Below are 17,813 nucleotides of genomic sequence, written 5' to 3' on the forward strand. Positions count from 1 at the left end.
ACGGAACTTCTTTAAGGTCCGCCGCTTCACAGACACATCCCTTGACCCGACAGGAACGCGCCATGACCAAGACCATTCCCGCCACACTCATCGCCGGTGACGGAATTGGCCCGGAAATCATGCAGTCGGTCACGACCGTCATGGACGCTCTCGGCGCGCCCTTTCTCTGGGATCACCAGAGCGCAGGCGTAGGTGCGTTCGACCAGCACGGCACGGCCCTGCCCGAAGTCACGCTCGACAGCATCCGCCGCACCGGCCTCGTTCTGAAAGGCCCCCTGACCACGCCCGTCGGCAAGGGCTTCCGCTCTATCAACGTCACACTGCGTCAGGCCTTCGACCTGTACGCCAATGTCCGCCCGACCCAGACGATCGTCCCCGGCGGGCGCTATGAGAACGTCGATCTGGTCGTGATCCGTGAGAACATCGAAGGCCTGTATGCCGCGATGGAGCATTACATGGCCGTGGACGGAGACCCGGAAGCCGTGGCGTATGGCGCCGGATTCAATACCCGCGCCGAATGCAACCGGATCGTCCGCTTCGCCTTCGAATACGCCGTGAAGAACAACCGCAAGAAGGTGACGCTCGTCCACAAGGCGAACATCCTGAAAATTCTCAGCGGCCTGTTCCTGCATGAAGGCCGCAAGGTCGCCGCCGAATATGAAGGCCGCGTGGCGCTGGAAGAGCGCATCGTTGACGCCTGCGCGATGGAGCTTGTGATCCGTCCGGAAAATTACGACGTCATCGTCACGACCAATCTGTTCGGCGATATCCTGTCCGATCTGACGGCGGGCCTCGTAGGCGGGCTGGGCATGGCGCCGGGCGCGAATATCGGCGAAAAAATGGGCATCTTCGAGGCCGTGCATGGCTCCGCACCCGACATCGCCGGGCAGGGCATCGCCAATCCGCTGGCACTGATGATGGCGGGCAGCATGATGCTCGCCCATGTCGGACGGCAGGACCTGTCTCAGCGTCTGGACGGCGGCATGAAGCAGATCCTTCAGGTCGAAGGCCTCCGCACCCGCGATCTGGGCGGCAAGGCCACCACGCAGGACGTCACACAGGCCCTTCTGCGCGCCATTCAGTAATATTCTGACAGCCCTCCAAGGAACATTCCCATCATGAAACAGGTTGGACACGACCTTCTGGACTGCCAGCGCGACCTCTCGATCGAGGGCCGCTCCTATCGCTATTTCTCCCTGCCCGTCGCGGCTGAAAAGCTGGGCGACATCTCGCGCCTGCCCGTCAGCCTGAAAGTGCTGCTCGAAAACGTCCTGCGCTTTACGGATGGCTCGACCTACCGCGTCGAGGACGCACAGGCGATCGTGGACTGGACGAAAGCCGCCCACTCAACGCAGGAAGTCCCGTTCAAGCCAGCGCGCATCCTGATGCAGGACTTCACCGGCGTTCCGGCCGTCGTCGATCTGGCCGCCATGCGCGACGGCATCGTTTCGCTCGGCGGTGACCCGCAGAAGGTCAATCCACTCGTGCCCGTCGATCTGGTGATCGACCATTCCGTGATGGTGGACGTGGCCGGACGCAAGGACGCGCTCCAGCAGAATGTCTCGCTGGAATTCGAGCGCAATGGCGAGCGTTATGCGTTCCTGCGTTGGGGTCAGGAAGCGTTCGACCAGTTCCGCGTCGTCCCGCCGGGGGCAGGCATCTGCCATCAGGTCAATCTGGAATATCTGTCTCAGGTGGTCTGGACGGGAACGGTCGACGACGTCACCTACGCCTATCCCGACACGCTGTATGGTACGGATTCCCACACGACCATGGTCAATGGTCTGGGCGTTCTGGGCTGGGGCGTTGGCGGGATCGAAGCCGAAGCCGCCATGCTCGGACAGCCGATTTCCATGCTCATTCCCGATGTCGTGGGCTTCCGGATGGACGGGCGTCTGCCCGAAGGCACGACCGCGACCGATCTGGTTCTGACGGTCACGCAGATGCTGCGCGCCAAGGGCGTGGTCGGCAAGTTCGTGGAGTTCTTTGGCCCGGCGCTGGATCATCTGCCGGTCGCGGACCGTGCGACCATTGCGAACATGGCGCCGGAATATGGCGCGACCTGCGGCTTCTTCCCCGTGGATGCGCTGGCGCTCGATTATCTGCGCCAGACCGGCCGTGACGAACACCGCATTGCACTGACCGAAGCCTGGCTGCGCGCGCAGGGCATGTTCCGCGATGCCTCCACGCCGGAGCCGGTTTTTTCGGACGTTCTGACGCTGGATCTGGGCACGGTCACGCCCTGCATTTCCGGCCCCAAACGCCCGCAGGACCGGATCGAACTCTCCGCCGCCACCCCGGCTTTCGAAAAAGCCCTGACGGACGCGCTGGGCGTCAAGCCAGCCGACATCCACAAGACCGCCCCCGTCGCTGGAACGGATTATGCGATCGGGCATGGCTCCATCGTCATCGCCGCCATCACGTCCTGCACCAACACGTCCAACCCCGCCGTTCTGGTCGCGGCCGGACTGGTGGCGCGCAAGGCCAGAGCGCTCGGCCTGATGCCGAAGCCCTGGGTCAAGACGTCCCTCGCACCCGGCTCGCAGGTCGTGACAGACTATCTGGATCGCGCCAATCTGAGCGCCGATCTGGACGCGCTGGGTTTTGAGACGGTCGGCTATGGCTGCACGACCTGCATCGGTAATTCCGGCCCGCTGGCGAAGGAACTTGTGGACGCCATTGAAGGCAGTGGTCTGGTCGCAACGTCTGTCCTGTCTGGCAACCGGAACTTCGAGGGCCGCATTTCGCCGAACGTCCGCGCCAATTATCTCGCAAGCCCGCCGCTCGTCGTCGCCTATGCGCTGCTGGGAACAATGCGCGAGGACATTACGACAGCCGTTCTGGGACACGCACCCGATGGCACGCCGGTCCATCTGCGCGATATCTGGCCCAGCAACCACGAGATCGCCGAACTCGTCGGCTCCGCCGTTACGCGCGAAGCGTTCGTCGAGCGTTACAGCCACATCACGGAAGGCACGAAAGAGTGGCAGGCTCTGGCCTCGGCCGGAACTTCTGCGACCTATGACTGGCAGCCGGGTTCGACCTATGTGCAGAACCCGCCCTATTTCGACGGGCTGACTGCGGAACCCGCGCCGACAAAGGACATCGCCGGCGCGCGCATTCTGGCACTGCTGGGCGACAACATCACGACCGACCATATCTCCCCGGCCGGTGCGATTGCGGCCTCTTCGCCTGCGGGCGTGTATCTTCAGGAACATCAGGTCGCGGTGAAGGACTTCAATTCCTACGGCTCACGTCGCGGCAATGACCGCGTCATGGTCCGGGGCACCTTTGCCAATATCCGCATCCGCAATGAGATGGCGCCGGGGACCGAGGGCGGTGTCACGCTGCATCAGCCGGATGGTGCGAAAATGTCCATCTATGATGCCGCCAACCGCTATGCGCAGGATGCGGTACCGCTCGTGGTGTTCGGTGGCAAGGAATACGGGATGGGCTCGTCGCGTGACTGGGCTGCGAAGGGCACGCGCCTGCTGGGCATCAAGGCCGTTATTGCGGAAAGCTTCGAGCGCATCCACCGTTCCAATCTCGTCGGCATGGGTGTGCTGCCCCTGACCTTCGAGCCGGGCACAACACGCAAGACGCTGGGTCTGGATGGAACGGAGACGATCGCCATCCACGGCATCGAAACCCTCACGCCGCGCGCAACCCTGACCATGACGGTCACCCGTCAGGATGGCCGCACACAGGATGTCCCGCTGCTGTGCCGTGTCGATACGGTCGATGAGGCGGAGTACTACCGCAACGGGGGCATCCTGCCCTATGTGCTTCGCGGAATGGCGTCAGCCTAAAAAAATGGCGGGGCTTCGGCCCCGCCATTTTCGTTTAAGGCTCAGGCCCGGCGGCTGAGGGCCAGCTTGAGACTGAACGCCAGAAAGATACTGCCCGTCAGCCTGTCCATGCGCCGCACAACCGTCGTGCTCGACAGGAACCGCCCGAGCGGTACGGTCATGGCGACAAGCAGTGCCAGCCATGAGAAGGACAGCACGGCCTGAATAGCCGTCAGCAGCAGCGAGAATTCTTTCACATTCACATGCGGCGGAATGAACTGCGGCATGAACGTCATGTAGAAAATGCCGACCTTGGGATTGAGCAGATTGGTCAGCAGTCCACGGCGGAAGGCCGCACGGGCGTCGTCATGCACCGGCGCTGCCTCCGCGGTCCCAAGAGAGGCGCGGGGATGCAGGATCAGCCCGATCCCGAGCCAGGCGAGATAAAGCGCGCCAGCCCATTTGACGATGGTAAACGCCGTTTCGGACGCCGCCAGCAGAGCCGTGAGGCCAAATGCCGCCGCAAGCCCCCAGATCCCCAGCCCCAGACAGATCCCCACAACCGCCGCCAGACCGGCCTTCCAGCCGGACGTCGTTGCGGTTCGCAGCGTCATGGCCGTATCGAGGCCCGGCGTGATCGTAAAGACCGCGGCGGCCGCGGCAAAGGTCAGAAGAGGGATCAGATAAGGATGCATGACCGAAACCTACACCCGCTCCTGAAAATCCCCAATCCCCCTTTCCTCAGGCGTCCTTTGCCGGAACCGGCAGACGGATCAGATAATCGAACGCTGACAGAGACGCCTTCGCCCCCTCGCCCATCGCGATGACGATCTGCTTGTAAGGCACGGTCGTCACGTCCCCTGCGGCAAACACGCCAGGGACGGATGTGGCACAATGATCGTTAATGACGATCTCGCCATACGGGCTGAGTTTCAGAGACCCTTTCAGCCACTCCGAATTGGGCAGAAGGCCGATCTGAATGAACACGCCATCCGTCTTGACCTGATGCAACCCGCCGTCGCCGTCGCTATAGGTCAGGCCGGTCACTTCCTTGCCGTCACCCTCGATCTTCGTGGTCAGGGCATTGGTCAGGACCGTGACATTCGACAGGCTCAACAGCTTGTCCTGAAGCACCTTGTCCGCCTTCAGATGCGCGCCGCGCTGAAGCAGGGTGACGTGCGACACGATCCCCGCAAGGTCGATCGCCGCTTCCACACCGCTATTGCCGCCGCCAGCCACCACAACCGGACGCCCCTTGTAAAACGGGCCATCGCAATGCGGGCAGTAGGCCACGCCCTTGGTGCGATACTCGTCTTCGCCCGGCACGCCCAGATGCCGCCAGCGCGCACCGGTCGCGATGATGACCGTCTTTGACCGCAGGGTCGCGCCGCTTTCCAGAACAATCTGGTGCAGACCACCGACTTCCTCAGCCGGGATCAGCTTGGCTGCCAACTGCGAGGCAATGATCTGCACGTCATACTGACGCACATGGGCCTCAAGGGCTGCCGAGAGCTTCGGCCCTTCCGTTTCCTGCACGGAAATGAAGTTCTCGATCCCGGCCGTGTCCATGACCTGACCGCCAAACCGCTCCGCCACAAGCCCCGTCCGCAGGCCCTTACGGGCGGAATAGATCGCCGCGGCATCGCCCGCAGGCCCGGCGCCAAGCACCAGCACGTCAAACGGCGCTGTGTCGTTCAGCTTTTCCGCCGAACGGGCAACAGAAGCAGTATCCAGCTTGGCGAGAATATCCGCCACTTCCATCCGGCCCGACGCAAAATTCTCACCATTCAGATAGACCTGCGGGACCGAACGAATGCCGAGGCGTTCCACCTCATCCTGAAAATCCGCGCCATCAATGGCGGTATGATGGATCTTCGGGTTCAGCACACTCATCGCGTTGAGCGCCTGCACCACGTCCGGGCAGTTCTGGCAGGACTGGGAGAAATACGTCTCGAAATGGAAGTCCCCGTCCAGCGCACGGATCTGCTCAACCACATCCGCCTCGATCTTCGGCGGGTGGCCGCTGACCTGAAGCAGCGCCAGCACCAGGGACGTAAACTCATGCCCCATCGGCAGGCCCGCAAAGCAGACCTGAACATCCGTATCCGGACGGCGGATTACGAAGGACGGCTTGCGGGAGCCCTGCCCCTTGTCCGAAAACGTCACCTTGGGGGATAAGCTGGCAATATCTTCCAGCAGACTGCGCACTTCAGCAGAGCGGTCATCCGCGCCAAGGGTCGCCTCAAGCACGACCGCATCACGCAGGTACTCCATATAGGCGCGCATCTGGGTTTTCAGGTCGTCCTGAAGCATCTTTTCTCTCCGGATTTCGGGACTTGGAAATTTGGAACCGGAAGACTGTCCGGCTCAGCCACCCCCCTAAGGAGGTGGAGGCCGGTGGAACCCGGAGGTCCCACCATTATCAGATCCGGGAAGGATCAGATCTTGCCAACGAGGTCGAGGGACGGCTTCAGCGTCTCGCCGCCTTCTTTCCACTTGGCCGGGCAGACTTCACCCGGATGGCTTGCGACATACTGTGCAGCCTGGATCTTCTCCAGCAGTTCAGTTGCGCTGCGGCCTACGCCACCGGCGGTGATCTCGATGTACTGGATCTTGCCTTCCGGATCGATCAGGAACGTACCGCGATCGGCCAGACCGGCTTCTTCGATCAGCACATCAAAGTTGCGTGCAATCGCGCCCGTCGGGTCACTCAGCATCGTGTACTTGATCTTGCCAATAGCCGGCGAGGTATCGTGCCAGGCCTTGTGCGTGAAATGCTTGTCCGTGGAGACGGAATAGATTTCCACGCCTAGCTTGTCGAAAGCGGCCTGGTTGTCGGCGAGGTCTTCGAGTTCCGTCGGGCAGACGAACGTGAAGTCGGCCGGATAGAAGAAGAAAACGGACCACTTGCCGCGAACGTCGGAGTCCGTGACCGTGAGGAACTCACCGTTGCGGAAAGCATCGGTAGAGAAGGGCTTCAGCGGGGAGTTGATGCGAACCATCAGACTGTCTCCTGACCTTGGGTTGGTGTTGTGTTGCGGACTCTGTGTCCCACACAAAGAGAGGGACAGGAAACAGTTCCTGTCAATATGACTGATCGTCAAAACCGAACTGACGAGATGAAGATATCAAGACTCCCGATCAGGATACATCGCTTCTTTCCCGCAGGCCGTTGCTATTTTCTTATAACAGGCAGAACCGCACTTCCCCATTGGGGTATTCGGTCATATCTATCGGAACATGAGCTATGTTCCCCTTTCCGGTCTCTCCCTGCGCGATATCGAATATGTGGTCGCGGTCGATGACCTGCGCAACTTCTCCCGCGCGGCAGAGCGCTGCGGCGTCAGTCAGGCCGGTCTGTCCGAACAGGTCCGCAAACTTGAACAGCTTCTGGACGTCACGCTTTTCGAGCGTTCGCGGCGCCATGTCGCCCCGACGCCCGATGGCGAACGCCTGCTTGCGCTCGGCCGGGAGGTGCTCGCAGCAGCCCGCAACCTGCTCGAAGTCGCCCGTGCCCAGACCGGACCGATGGAAGGCGCGCTGCGGCTCGGCGTCATCCCCACGCTCGGCCCCTATTACATTCCGGGGCTTCTGCCGCGCCTGCGGGAACATTACCCCTCCCTCAGCCTGCGTCTGCGCGAAAGCATGACGGACACGCTGGTCCATGCCCTGCGCAACAGCGAACTGGACGTGGCCCTGATGGCCCTGCCCGCGCCATCGGATGCTCTGGAAAGCGCACCGCTTTTCGAAGAATCCTTCCTTGCCGTGTTCCCGAGCACGCATGAACTGGCCCAGAAACCGAAGCTGTCCCTCAGCCAGCTCGGCCGCCCGGACCTGCTCCTGCTTGAAGACGGCCACTGCCTGCGCGACCAGGCGCTGTCCATTTGCCCGACCGTTCCGCGCCAGGGGGAACAGCGTCTGGCCACCAGCCTCGAAATGCTGTGGTACATGATTGGTGCTGGCGAGGGTTTCTCCCTCATTCCCCAGCTTGCGCTGCGCAACCGGGTGGACTTTGAAGACCTCATTACCGTCCGCAAACTGCCCGAACCCGAAGCCCGTCGGACGATCGGCCTGACCTGGCGCGCATCCGACCCCCGGGCACCGGTTTTCCGCGAATTTGCAGCCTATCTGCGCAGTATTGCGCCGGAACACTGCCACGCCTGCAAGTGAGCTCCCATGAAATTTCCTCTTCCATCGGTCCCGCGTTCTGATGGTCCGGACATCATGGCAACAGCTTACGGCTTTGTGCTGTGCGTCATGGTCTTGGTCATCGCCTTGCAGGCTGCCATTCTCCCCGCCGCGGTCTGGCAGGGCGATGAATACGACTACTTTGCCAATATCCGTGAGCATGGTCTGTCGTTCCTGTCAGACAGGCTACTGCACTGGAGCCCCCGGCCTTTTTCGGAAATTGCTGTTTTTGCCTACGGGACCGTCGTCAACGCAGTACACAGGCCATTGGCATGGATCTTTCTGGCGCTCACATGGCTGTTCAGTGCCGGGGTGGCGTTTGTGCCGTTCCTGCGCAGAAGCCATGCTCCCTTTCCAGCGCGCCTGCTGATTGCGGTGTCCATCGCGGCCATTTTCATGCTCGGCCACCCCTCCGCCGATCTGTTCTACTGGCCGATGGGAACCGTCGCCCATCTTCCCGTTCTTGCGGCTGCGTGCGGACTGATCCTGTTGCGGATTAGCGAGAGCCTCTCTGCCCGGGCGGAGGCCCTGTTGCTGACCCTGGCTCTGACATCGAGCGAAGCCGGGGTCTTTTTCGGAATGCTCTGGCTGGGAATGCGTGGGATTGAAATCCTGTCTGAACGTCCAGCTGTCCCACTAAGAGAGGCCAAATGGCTGGCCCTGCCGACAGGTATCGGGTTCTGCGTTGCGGCAGCGATGATCTTCAATCACCGGATGGGCGGGAGCGGCTTTCCATTTACGCCGACGCACGGCCATATCAAAGCCAGCCTTGCCGCAGCTCCCGGGCCATTCCTGAACACCCTAATCGCCCTTCAGCCGAATGAAATGAGTTCGGGCAGCCTGTTTACCGGAGCCGCCATTGCCAGCGGACTGATCCTGAAAGCCGTGCTGACCGGCGCATTCACCACATTATTCATGACGTGCGGTATTCGTCCGCCCCTGCGCACGCTCATCGTGCCCGCGGTTGCACTTGCAGGCACGATGTATCTGACAGTTGCCGCCGCGTTTTATGCATTCGGTTTTCTATGTTGCCAGCGTCATGAAACATTTCGGCTGGACCTGTCCATCCTGCTCATTCTGCTGCTTTCCGCTGGCCTGAGCACGGTTTTATCGAAAGCACTTAAGTCAGCTACTGGCGACAGACAGAGAGCGACGACCCTGCAGATTTGCGCATTAGCGGGCTTACTGCTTTTCACCGGATGGACAATGCGCTGGCGCCTGTCAGACCTGTCCCTGGCGCTCGCGGGGCTGCCGCTGGAAGAAACCGCCCATCATCGCATCTGGGCATCGGGTCTGTCGGCGGGGCCAGACATGACCTACTCGCAAGGCACAGCCTCGCCTGCATTCTATTACTGGCATTGGGAGTCGGGGACCTATCATGCAGGCGGAAGCGGGTGGGACGTTCAGTCCGCCATGCATTATTTCGGCAAGACAACCCTTCATGTCCTGCCCCCGGTTCGCCTGGAAACCCTTCCCGCAACACCCTGAGCGGGAAGGCTTTGTTCCTGACGTCAGGACTTATTCGACGGCATTGCAGCGATGGGTCGAGCCGGGAAAGTCCGAACATTCACCCTTTACGGAATCCCAGCGGAAATCCATTTCCGGACCTGCCATGCCGTTGCTCTGGAACTCGGTCGTCACGGCGCTCACACTCGTCACGTGCCCTTTGCCATAGACTAGATCGACATAGCCGTTGCGAAAGCCCGGGACTTTCCCCACGCCCTCAAAATAGGTCGGCTTTCCGTCCTTGCCCGGTACGGCAAACAGCTTGCTGACCTGGGTCGGCGTCGCGTGCTCCAGCTTGCGCAGGAAATCGGGGGACAGGCTCTGGCAGCTGACTTCCGGGCGCGGATCTTCGCCCTCATTCGACTGCCAGCAGGCCGTCTGACCCGGAAGCGGCGTGGCGGATGCCAGATGCGGCATAACAAGTGCTGCCCCAACAAACGTCGCCATCGTGAAACCCGTGAAATGCTTCAAACGTATCATCTGCAACATACTCCAACAGAACTCTCTGTTTTCCGAAACTATCACAGCGCCCGGACGGAACCCACAGACCCTGGCGAACACCTTTTGCGGAGGTTGGGTTTCAGGTCGGCGGAACCGTTTCGGGATACAGCCAGCGTACCACGCGCCCCATCGTCAGCCCCTGCACGATAATCGTGAACACCACGACCCCGTAACACACCGGCAGCAGCGTATCGCGCAGTTCCCCTGCGGGTAGGCCAAGAGCCAGCGCAACGGAAATTCCGCCCCGCAATCCGCCCCAGGTGAGCACGCCCAGTGCTCGCCCGCGCTCGCCCGGCTGCAGATGGACCGGCATGGTGGACAGGAAAACACTCGCCCCCCGCACCAGAACCGACAGCGGGATGATCACCAGCATTGTCAGAAACGGCGCCAGATGTGGCCTGATTTCCAGCAGTTCGAACCCGATCAGCAGAAACAGCAGCGCATTGAGGATTTCGTCGATCAGATTCCAGAAGACGACCATTTCCTCGCGGGATTTCTGCGTGATCGCCCGATGACCTGCCTTGCCTGCAAGACTCATCCCCGCCACCACAACGGCAATCGGCCCGGACATGTGAAGCCCGTTCGCAAGGCTGTAGGTTCCGGTCGCCAGCGCCAGAGAGCCCAGAAGATCGATCTGTGTGTCCTCCACGCCCCGAAGCAGAAGCAGCGCCAGCCACCCCGTGAATGCGCCCAGAAGACCACCACCCACAGCCTCTTCCAGAAACCGCAGCACGAAATCGCCGATCGAGACAGAACTCGTTTCCCCGGTCGCAAGACCGATCATGGTCCCGAAAATGACGACCCCCACGCCATCATTGAACAGGCTCTCGCCCGCAAACGTGGCCTGTAGTGCTGGTGGCAATCCCAGACGCCGCAACATGCCCACGACCGAAACCGGATCGGTCGGCGCGAGCATGGCGCCAAGCAGCACACACCAGCTGAAAGGCACAGCAAGCCCGAACACGGGAAAGATAAGCCACGCGGGAACAGCCAGCAGCCCCACGGCCAGAGATGTTCCCAGAATGGCGAGTGCGGCCACCGATTTCCCGCGCGACACCAGCAGACCCAGATCCACCTGCATTGCGCCGGCAAACAGCAGGAAAGACAGTGCCCCGTCCAGCAGGGTCCGCGGCAGGTTGATTGTTCCCAGTAATGACTGCGGAACCTGTTGCAGGTCGTAGCCCGGAAACAGGGGGTTCAAGATCATGACGATCAGGGAAATCAGCATCGAGATCAGCAGGATCCCGATGGTCAGCGGGAGTTTCAGGGTCCGGTAATTGATGATTCCGAGCAGCGTCGCAACAGTCAGAAGCAGAGCAAAGAGCCCCAGAGAGTTCATGACTGCAATTCCCTCGCCGATCTTCGCCCCGGCCACGGCTTACGGCATGGCAAGCCAGCTGCGAACAGATCCAGCATGCTTAACAGCGCAGCGGTATGCGAAGTTTCTTCCGAAAACCACCATGACCCATTCTTCAGCGCTGAACACTCAGCACAATGCAGCGCCCTGCGTGTTCAGCATGACGCGATACAGTGTCCCTGCCGCGCACATATAGAGCTCATTCCGCTTGAGGCCGCCGAATGTCAGGTTCGACACTCCATGCGGCAACCGGATGCGCCCCAGCAGTTTTCCGGCAGGGCTGTAGCAGAACACGCCGCACAGCCCGTATGGACCCGACGCCCCGCACCACAGATTGCCAAACACATCCGCCTTCATGCCATCCGGCACGAGCTGCTGCCCTTCCAGAGTCATATCGCATAATACCCGACCGTTTTGCGGGCGACCGTTGACCATATCGAACGCCCGGATTTTCCGGTCACCAGCCGGGCCGGTCAGGCCGGGATCGGGCGCCGTGGAAATCACGTAAAGCGTTTTGAAGTCCGGCGAGAGACAAAGCCCGTTCGGCCCCGGCACCTGCGCCTCACTCAGCACGGCCTCAAGCCTGCCACTCTGTCCATCAATGCGGAATGTATGGTCAGCCTGCCGCTTTGCAGTTCCGAACTGCGTGGTGGCTTCCGTGCCGATATTCCAGCGCAGCTTCCCTTCCCGGTTGGCATGACCTCCCGGCGCGTCCGGATGTCCTTCCGCCAGACAGTCCCCATAGGCCGGATCAGTGAACAGGATGCTCCCATCGGCTGGGTTGACAATGATGTCGTTCGGGGAGTTCAGCCCCTGCCCCTCAAAGCGGTCCGCCAGCACGGTGCAGGTTCCGTCCTGCTCCCAGCGGATGACGCGACGCAGACCATGCTCGCAGGTCAGGATACGCCCCTGTGGGTCAACGGTATTGCCGTTGCTGTTAAAGCTTTCCTTCCGATAGGTCGTCATCAGGTTCTCGTCCGGCAGGAAGCGGTACTGCGTGCTTCGGACCGTATCGGACAGGAGCAGGAACCGGCCTTCGCTGACCCAGGTCGGCCCTTCCAGCCAGCCTCCGCCGGTCCAGACGCGTTCGATATTGCCGTTCTTGAAAACCAGATCACCGAAAGATGGATCAAGCGAGAGGATATCCGGGTCCGGCACGAAAGCAGGTGGAGCATGTGGACCAAAATCGCGGACCGGCTGCGTCATGACGTCCGCCGGATGCGGCTCACGCGTTGCAGCCCGCGCTACAGCCCCGGTCAGGAAAGCAGCAGCGGCGCCACGAAGAACGGAACGGCGATCAGGTTGAAACACGTCAGGACTCCTCTTGTGAATATGTCAGTGGCATCAGGATGACGGGCCGGATTTGAGGTCGGGCAAGCGGCTGGCAAGAAACCCCGCAACAGCTGCTTCCTCTGCCGTCAGACCATAGCCTTCATGCTCCAGAACCTCCTGCGCCCGGCTTTTGAACGCCTCGCGCAGACTGCCATCTAGATATCCGTCCAACACACAGGGGTTGATGTAGCTGCGTTTGCAGACCGCCGGCGTATTGCCGAGCTTGGCGGCTACCGATTTGACGGCGGCCACAAGCTGCTTCTTCGCTCTGGCTTTCGTGTCGTACTGGCTGAACGCACAGAGCGTCACGGCCGCAAGCTGCGTGGCCGCCCAGGTGCGGAAGTCCTTGGCGGTAATGTCCGTGCCCGTGATGTCCTGAAGATAGGCGTTCACATCCTGTGAATGGATGTCATGACGCGTCCCATCCGCATCCACATACTGGAACAGACGCTGGCCCGGCAGATCTTCAAGGCGGCTGATGATCCGGGCAAGGCGCGGGTCATCGAGTTCCAGATGCTGTTCGATCCCGTGCTTGGCGCGAAAATCGAGTGTGAGATGCCGCCCCTCTACTTTTGCATGCTTGTGCCGCAGGGTCGTCAGGCCGTAGCTGCGGTTTTCCTTCGCATAACGATCATTGCCAATCCGGGCCATGGTGCGTTCCATAAGCCGCACGATGGCGGCCAGAACGCGCTCCCGTTCCAGCCCGCGCTTGCGCAGATCCTGATCCACGCGCTCCCGCAGCAGAGGCAGTTTTTCGCCGAACACCAGCATATGCCCGAACTTGCCTTCGTCCCGGATCCCCTGCCACTGCGGATGATAGCGGTATTGCAGCCGTCCACGCGCATCTTCGCCTACAGCCTGAAGATGCCCCTTCGGATCCGGACAGATCCAGACATTCCGATAGGCGGGAGGAATGGCGAGCCGGCGGATCCGGGCAATGACATCCGCATCCACGATATGGCTGCCATCAGGCGCGTAGAACGCAAAGCCCCGACCGACCCGCCGACGCGTCACCCCCGGCATGGAGCGATCCACGTAGCGCAGACCCGCCTTGCGCGCCTGCGACTTCGCATCCGCTTCCCTGCTATCCGCTGCGCCCATTCCTGAAGTCCCATGTCCGTTGCAGACATAGAGCGTTACAGACCGGAATAGGTTTCCGTCCCACAGCGGGCACGCTTACGCTTCCTTACGGTTCCTGACATGACAGTCATCATGGACCGACGCATTCTTTCCGGAAGAGAAACAGGAGGAATCAGGCCCCGTGAAAAGAACCTGTGCCGTGGCCGTTTTCATCCTGCTCTCAGGCTGCGCCTCACGCTCTTCGCCTGCCGACATGGCCGCTGCGGCCAATGACGACGATACCGGCTACAACATCCGCGGCCATCAGGGTGGCGGCATGGGAGGCAACGGCAACATCTGGGGCGAAGTCTTCAGAACCGCCCTACAGACCGGTATGGGCTTTGTTCACCACTAGGCCTCAGTACGTCAGGCGCCACTCTGCCGGTTCAGCATCCGCCAGTGCATACCATTCCTGCATCAACGGATGATCGAGCATCGTCTGCACCCATGTCTTCACAACGGGATCAACATTCAGCTCAAAGATATGGATCCGGATGGCGATCGGCGCATACATGCAGTCCGCCACAGTCATACGCTCCCCGAACAGAAACGGTGTGGGCTGGCCCGAACATAGAAGCGCGCCCTTGAGCGTACGGCTCAGCAGCGCCACATCGGCAGCCAGTTCCTCGCTGATCTCCGGCAGGGGCGCTGGGACGCGCTCCACGTCCATGGAGCAGTTCTGGCGGATCGGGCGGAAACCGGCATGCATCTGCGCGCTGATGCTGCGGGCATGGGCACGCACGATCCGGTCCTCGGGCCACAGAGACGGTGCGATTTCCGCGCAGTACTCACAGATCGCCAGACTTTCCCAGACATCCGCGCCGTCATGCTTCAGATACGGCACCATCCGGTTGGGCGAGCGCGCATGGATTGCGGTCGTCTGGCCCCCACCCTTGAGCGGGATGACCTCTTCCGTCACATCCAGCCCGGCCAGACGCACCGCCAGCCAGCCCCGCAAAGACCAGGACGAATACCGACGCGACCCCAGAAGCAGCACACCCGCCATCAGGCGTCTCCCGCAGTAATGAAGCCACCACCCAGAACGCGGCTTCCATCATACAGCACACAGGCCTGACCGGGCGCGGGCATCGCCGCTTCCGTCAGTTCCACAAGCGCGCCACCATCTTCCAGCGGCTTCACGACCGCCTCGCGCAGCCGTTCCCGCGCGCGGATCTGCACGCCACAGCGCACGCCCTCAGCGGGGGCATCAATCAGCCAGTTCATGTCACGCAGACGCACGGTCCGGCGGCTGTCGGCTTCCGAAAGCTGCACGCGCGGCCCGACCACGATGCGGCGCTTCGGCACGTCAATGCGCGTCACCATCTGGCGCTCGCCCGTTGCGGTGTGGATGTCGCCCAGACGCTTGCTCTGCCCGACCGTATAGCGCACCACGCCCTCGTGACGCCCCAGAACCTGCCCGGCCTCGTCTACAATCTCGCCTTCGCCCCGCACTTCAGGGCGCAGCTTCTCGACCAGTTCGGCATAGGAGCCGGTGGGTACGAAGCAGATGTCCTGACTGTCAGGCTTGGCGGCAATGGACAGCCCCAGCTCTTCGGCCAGCGCACGGACATGAGCCTTGTCCGGCATTTCGCCCAGCGGAAAGCGCAAATAGTCGAGCTGGTCTTTGGTCGTAGCGAACAGGAACCAGGTCTGGTCCCGTTCCGCATCGACGGGACGATGCATTTCCGCCCCATCCGCCCCTTCAACACGGCGCACATAATGCCCGGTGGCCATGGCCTCGCAGCCCAGATCCCGCGCCATACCCAGAAGATCCGTGAACTTCACGCCCTGATTGCAGGCCACGCAGGGGACAGGCGTCTCACCACGCGCATAGGCATCCGCAAAGCTCTCGACCACACTGTCACGGAAACGCGTTTCCGCATCAATGACGTAGTGCGGAAAACCCAGACGGTCGGCCACGGCGCGTGCATCCATGATGTCACGCCCCGCACAGCACGCGCCGGGCTTGGCAGCCTGTCCGTGGTCGTAAAGCTGGAGGGTCGCGCCAATCACCTCGTGGCCCTGCCGTTTGAGCAGCGCGGCCACTACGGAACTGTCCACGCCTCCCGACATGGCAACGAGGATCCGCATGGTGTTCAGCCCGCTTTCGGCAGACGGACGGTCAGGCCATCAAGCGCGTCCGTCATGACGATCTGGCAGCCTAGGCGGGACGTCTTTTCCAGACCGAACGCCAGATCCAGCATGTCTTCCTCGTCATCCGTAGGCGAGCTCAGCTTGGCAGCCCAGTCCGGATCGACAACCACATGGCACGTCGCGCAGGCCAGAGAGCCTTCGCAGGCGCCTTCCAGATCGATGTCGTGCTTGTGTGCGATTTCCAGCACCGACAGGCCGACAGGCGCGTCAACGTCACGACGGGTTCCATCACGCTCGATAAAGGTCATCTTGGGCATAGTGTGTCCGCTTTTTCCGGTTTCAGTTGGGGTGGCACGCCCGGGCGGCTGCGATCAGAAGAGAGGCCGCACGGTCAATATCGGCCTTGGAGGTAAAGCGTCCGACCGACAGGCGCAAGCATTGCGACGCCTTCTCCGCAGAAAGTCCCATCGCCGTCAAGACATAGGACGGTGCAATCTCTGCTGCCGTACAGGCCGATCCGGTCGAAACAGCAACATCCGGACAGGCCTGCAGAACGTCCAGCGCCCGCATCCCTTCAGGCAGACAGACATTCAGCGCCCCCGCCAACCGCGGCGCGCCGCCCCCGTTCAAAGCGATACCCGGCAGGCCCTCCCGGAGCTGCGACCACAAATCATCGCGCAGGAAAACCAGCCGTGCAGCCTCATCGCCCATGCTCGCTTCAGCCAGATCCGCAGCCACCCCGAACCCGACGACCAGAGGCGTCGGCAGCGTTCCCGACCGAAACCCGCGCTCCTGCCCTCCCCCGGAAAACAGCGGTTCCAGCCGGACACGCGGCTTTCTGCGGACATAAAGCGCCCCAATCCCTTTTGGACCATACATCTTGTGAGCAGAGACGGACGCCAGATCCACATCCCGCAGCGAGACCGGCATTTTCCCAGCTATCTGCGCCAGATCGACATGCATCAGCGCACCCGCGCCTTTCACAATCCCCGCAAGCTGGGGAATATCCTGCAACACGCCGGTCTCGTTATTCGCCGCCATAATGCTGACCAGCAGCGTCGGCACTCTCAGCGCCTCCCGCAGGGCCTCAGGATCGAGCCGCCCGTCAGCATCCACGCCGAGCACGACCGGTTCAAACCCCTCCGCGCCCAGACTGCGCACCGATTCCAGAACGCATTTATGCTCGGTTGCGACCGTGATGATCCGCCGCCGCAGATCCCCTAGCCGCGCCAGATGGCGCGCAGCCCCCTTGATGGCGAGGTTGTTCGCCTCCGTCGCGCCGGACGTGAACACGATCTCCCGTGCCTCCGCCCCCAGAAGCCGCGCCACGCTCTCACGCGCGCGCTCGACGGCGGCGGCGGCTTTCTGCCCTGGCCCATGCGAACTGTGCGGATTTCCGAAATCCGCTCCAAACCAGGGCAGCATGGCCTCAATGACCCTGGGATCACATGGCGTCGTCGAGAAATAATCGAGGTAGATCATGCCCGCTGCTCCCGTAGCCCGGTCATTTCCGCAAACGCCGTGCCATGATTTCATAGGCCTCACAGAACGCCTCGACCTGATCCTCCTGCACGTTCCAAGGCAGCGAAACACGGATAGCCTGCGCAGCCCCCTCCGTCTCCCCCATAGCCCGCAACACATGCGAAGACGACACCTTCCCCGACGAACAGGCCGATCCTGCCGAGACGCAGAACCCCGCCAGATCCAGCGTCATGAGCTGCACCTGCGCGGCAACCCCGTCCAGAATCAGGCAGCTCGTATTCGGCAACCGCGCGACGTTTTCGCCCGCCACCCGTGCACCAATCCCCTTGGCGACCGCTTCAACCCGATCCCGCAGACGCTGCACCGGCGCCCAGTCCTGCACACGCGCCGAATCAAACGCCGCCGCCATGCCCAGAATGGCCGGCAGAGCCTGCGTCCCACCCCGG

General features: G+C 61.8%; 17 protein-coding genes. 5 read left to right on the forward strand and 12 right to left on the reverse strand.

The window, feature by feature from the left end:
- Positions 1 to 62: 62 nt before the first annotated feature.
- Entirely contained in the window at positions 63 to 1,085 is a 1,023-nt protein-coding gene (locus tag JK202_RS14005; RefSeq protein ID WP_211561993.1) for an isocitrate/isopropylmalate dehydrogenase family protein, read from the forward strand.
- A gap of 33 nt (positions 1,086 to 1,118) precedes the next feature.
- Positions 1,119 to 3,809 (forward strand): aconitate hydratase AcnA, encoded by a 2,691-nt coding sequence (gene acnA, locus JK202_RS14010; protein ID WP_211561995.1) that lies wholly within the window; start codon positions 1,119 to 1,121, stop codon positions 3,807 to 3,809.
- A 41-nt stretch (positions 3,810 to 3,850) separates the two neighbouring features.
- On the opposite strand, the gene JK202_RS14015 is transcribed toward acnA, so the two are convergent.
- The 3 genes from JK202_RS14015 to ahpC form a co-directional block, all read right to left on the reverse strand.
- On the reverse strand, positions 3,851 to 4,483 hold the full coding sequence (locus JK202_RS14015; protein WP_211561997.1) for a LysE family translocator: 633 nt from the start codon (positions 4,481 to 4,483) through the stop codon (positions 3,851 to 3,853).
- A gap of 46 nt (positions 4,484 to 4,529) precedes the next feature.
- Complete coding sequence (gene ahpF / locus JK202_RS14020) at positions 4,530 to 6,101, reverse strand: alkyl hydroperoxide reductase subunit F (RefSeq protein WP_211562000.1); 1,572 nt, start codon at positions 6,099 to 6,101, stop codon at positions 4,530 to 4,532.
- A gap of 125 nt (positions 6,102 to 6,226) precedes the next feature.
- Positions 6,227 to 6,790 (reverse strand): alkyl hydroperoxide reductase subunit C, encoded by a 564-nt coding sequence (ahpC, locus tag JK202_RS14025; RefSeq protein ID WP_211562002.1) that lies wholly within the window; start codon positions 6,788 to 6,790, stop codon positions 6,227 to 6,229.
- A 238-nt stretch (positions 6,791 to 7,028) separates the two neighbouring features.
- On the opposite strand from ahpC, the gene JK202_RS14030 reads away from it, so the two are divergent.
- On the forward strand, positions 7,029 to 7,958 hold the full coding sequence (locus JK202_RS14030) for a hydrogen peroxide-inducible genes activator (protein ID WP_211562004.1): 930 nt from the start codon (positions 7,029 to 7,031) through the stop codon (positions 7,956 to 7,958).
- Between the two features lie 6 nt (positions 7,959 to 7,964).
- Complete coding sequence (locus tag JK202_RS14035) at positions 7,965 to 9,464, forward strand: hypothetical protein (protein ID WP_211562006.1); 1,500 nt, start codon at positions 7,965 to 7,967, stop codon at positions 9,462 to 9,464.
- Positions 9,465 to 9,494: 30 nt separating this feature from the next.
- On the opposite strand, the gene JK202_RS14040 is transcribed toward JK202_RS14035, so the two are convergent.
- From JK202_RS14040 to JK202_RS14055, 4 genes are all read right to left on the reverse strand, one after another.
- On the reverse strand, positions 9,495 to 9,962 hold the full coding sequence (locus JK202_RS14040; RefSeq protein WP_211562008.1) for a hypothetical protein: 468 nt from the start codon (positions 9,960 to 9,962) through the stop codon (positions 9,495 to 9,497).
- 100 nt (positions 9,963 to 10,062) lie between these two features.
- Entirely contained in the window at positions 10,063 to 11,322 is a 1,260-nt protein-coding gene (locus tag JK202_RS14045; protein WP_211562010.1) for a sodium:proton antiporter, read from the reverse strand.
- A 147-nt stretch (positions 11,323 to 11,469) separates the two neighbouring features.
- A complete protein-coding gene (locus JK202_RS14050; RefSeq protein ID WP_211562018.1) occupies positions 11,470 to 12,651 on the reverse strand; it encodes an SMP-30/gluconolactonase/LRE family protein in 1,182 nt (393 codons plus the stop codon).
- A gap of 33 nt (positions 12,652 to 12,684) precedes the next feature.
- A complete protein-coding gene (locus JK202_RS14055; RefSeq protein ID WP_211562020.1) occupies positions 12,685 to 13,773 on the reverse strand; it encodes a DNA topoisomerase IB in 1,089 nt (362 codons plus the stop codon).
- Positions 13,774 to 13,933: 160 nt separating this feature from the next.
- Between JK202_RS14055 and JK202_RS14060 the strand changes: the two genes are divergently transcribed.
- Entirely contained in the window at positions 13,934 to 14,146 is a 213-nt protein-coding gene (locus tag JK202_RS14060; RefSeq protein WP_211562032.1) for a hypothetical protein, read from the forward strand.
- Positions 14,147 to 14,149: 3 nt separating this feature from the next.
- On the opposite strand, the gene JK202_RS14065 is transcribed toward JK202_RS14060, so the two are convergent.
- The 5 genes from JK202_RS14065 to JK202_RS14085 all read right to left on the reverse strand — a co-directional run.
- The gene (locus tag JK202_RS14065; RefSeq protein WP_211562022.1) at positions 14,150 to 14,797 is read right to left on the reverse strand and encodes a glutathione S-transferase family protein; all 648 of its coding nucleotides are present in this window, start codon (positions 14,795 to 14,797) and stop codon (positions 14,150 to 14,152) included.
- Positions 14,797 to 15,882, reverse strand: a complete 1,086-nt coding sequence (gene mnmA / locus JK202_RS14070) for a tRNA 2-thiouridine(34) synthase MnmA (protein WP_211562024.1) — start codon at positions 15,880 to 15,882, stop codon at positions 14,797 to 14,799. Before mnmA ends, JK202_RS14065 begins: the two co-directional genes overlap by 1 nt.
- Before the next feature lie 5 nt (positions 15,883 to 15,887).
- Complete coding sequence (locus tag JK202_RS14075) at positions 15,888 to 16,202, reverse strand: ferredoxin family 2Fe-2S iron-sulfur cluster binding protein (RefSeq protein ID WP_211562026.1); 315 nt, start codon at positions 16,200 to 16,202, stop codon at positions 15,888 to 15,890.
- A 22-nt stretch (positions 16,203 to 16,224) separates the two neighbouring features.
- Positions 16,225 to 17,367, reverse strand: a complete 1,143-nt coding sequence (locus JK202_RS14080) for a cysteine desulfurase family protein (RefSeq protein WP_211562028.1) — start codon at positions 17,365 to 17,367, stop codon at positions 16,225 to 16,227.
- 22 nt (positions 17,368 to 17,389) lie between these two features.
- The coding region (locus JK202_RS14085; protein WP_211562030.1) for an aminotransferase class V-fold PLP-dependent enzyme at positions 17,390 to 17,813 on the reverse strand (424 nt) is incomplete at its 5' end.

This window comes from Gluconobacter sp. Dm-62, from assembly GCF_018256155.1.
Taxonomy (GTDB): Bacteria; Pseudomonadota; Alphaproteobacteria; order Acetobacterales; family Acetobacteraceae; genus Gluconobacter.

Excerpts from the sequence above, each read along its gene's own strand:
- JK202_RS14005 (WP_211561993.1), top strand. The coding sequence starts at position 63 with ATGACCAAGACCATTCCCGCCACACTCATCGCCGGTGACGGAATTGGC.
- acnA (WP_211561995.1), top strand. The coding sequence starts at position 1,119 with ATGAAACAGGTTGGACACGACCTTCTGGACTGCCAGCGCGACCTCTCG.
- JK202_RS14015 (WP_211561997.1), bottom strand. The coding sequence starts at position 4,483 with ATGCATCCTTATCTGATCCCTCTTCTGACCTTTGCCGCGGCCGCCGCG.
- ahpF (WP_211562000.1), bottom strand. The coding sequence starts at position 6,101 with ATGCTTCAGGACGACCTGAAAACCCAGATGCGCGCCTATATGGAGTAC.
- ahpC (WP_211562002.1), bottom strand. The coding sequence starts at position 6,790 with ATGGTTCGCATCAACTCCCCGCTGAAGCCCTTCTCTACCGATGCTTTC.
- JK202_RS14030 (WP_211562004.1), top strand. The coding sequence starts at position 7,029 with ATGAGCTATGTTCCCCTTTCCGGTCTCTCCCTGCGCGATATCGAATAT.
- JK202_RS14035 (WP_211562006.1), top strand. The coding sequence starts at position 7,965 with ATGAAATTTCCTCTTCCATCGGTCCCGCGTTCTGATGGTCCGGACATC.
- JK202_RS14040 (WP_211562008.1), bottom strand. The coding sequence starts at position 9,962 with ATGATACGTTTGAAGCATTTCACGGGTTTCACGATGGCGACGTTTGTT.
- JK202_RS14045 (WP_211562010.1), bottom strand. The coding sequence starts at position 11,322 with ATGAACTCTCTGGGGCTCTTTGCTCTGCTTCTGACTGTTGCGACGCTG.
- JK202_RS14055 (WP_211562020.1), bottom strand. The coding sequence starts at position 13,773 with ATGGGCGCAGCGGATAGCAGGGAAGCGGATGCGAAGTCGCAGGCGCGC.
- JK202_RS14065 (WP_211562022.1), bottom strand. The coding sequence starts at position 14,797 with ATGGCGGGTGTGCTGCTTCTGGGGTCGCGTCGGTATTCGTCCTGGTCT.
- mnmA (WP_211562024.1), bottom strand. The coding sequence starts at position 15,882 with ATGCGGATCCTCGTTGCCATGTCGGGAGGCGTGGACAGTTCCGTAGTG.
- JK202_RS14075 (WP_211562026.1), bottom strand. The coding sequence starts at position 16,202 with ATGCCCAAGATGACCTTTATCGAGCGTGATGGAACCCGTCGTGACGTT.
- JK202_RS14080 (WP_211562028.1), bottom strand. The coding sequence starts at position 17,367 with ATGATCTACCTCGATTATTTCTCGACGACGCCATGTGATCCCAGGGTC.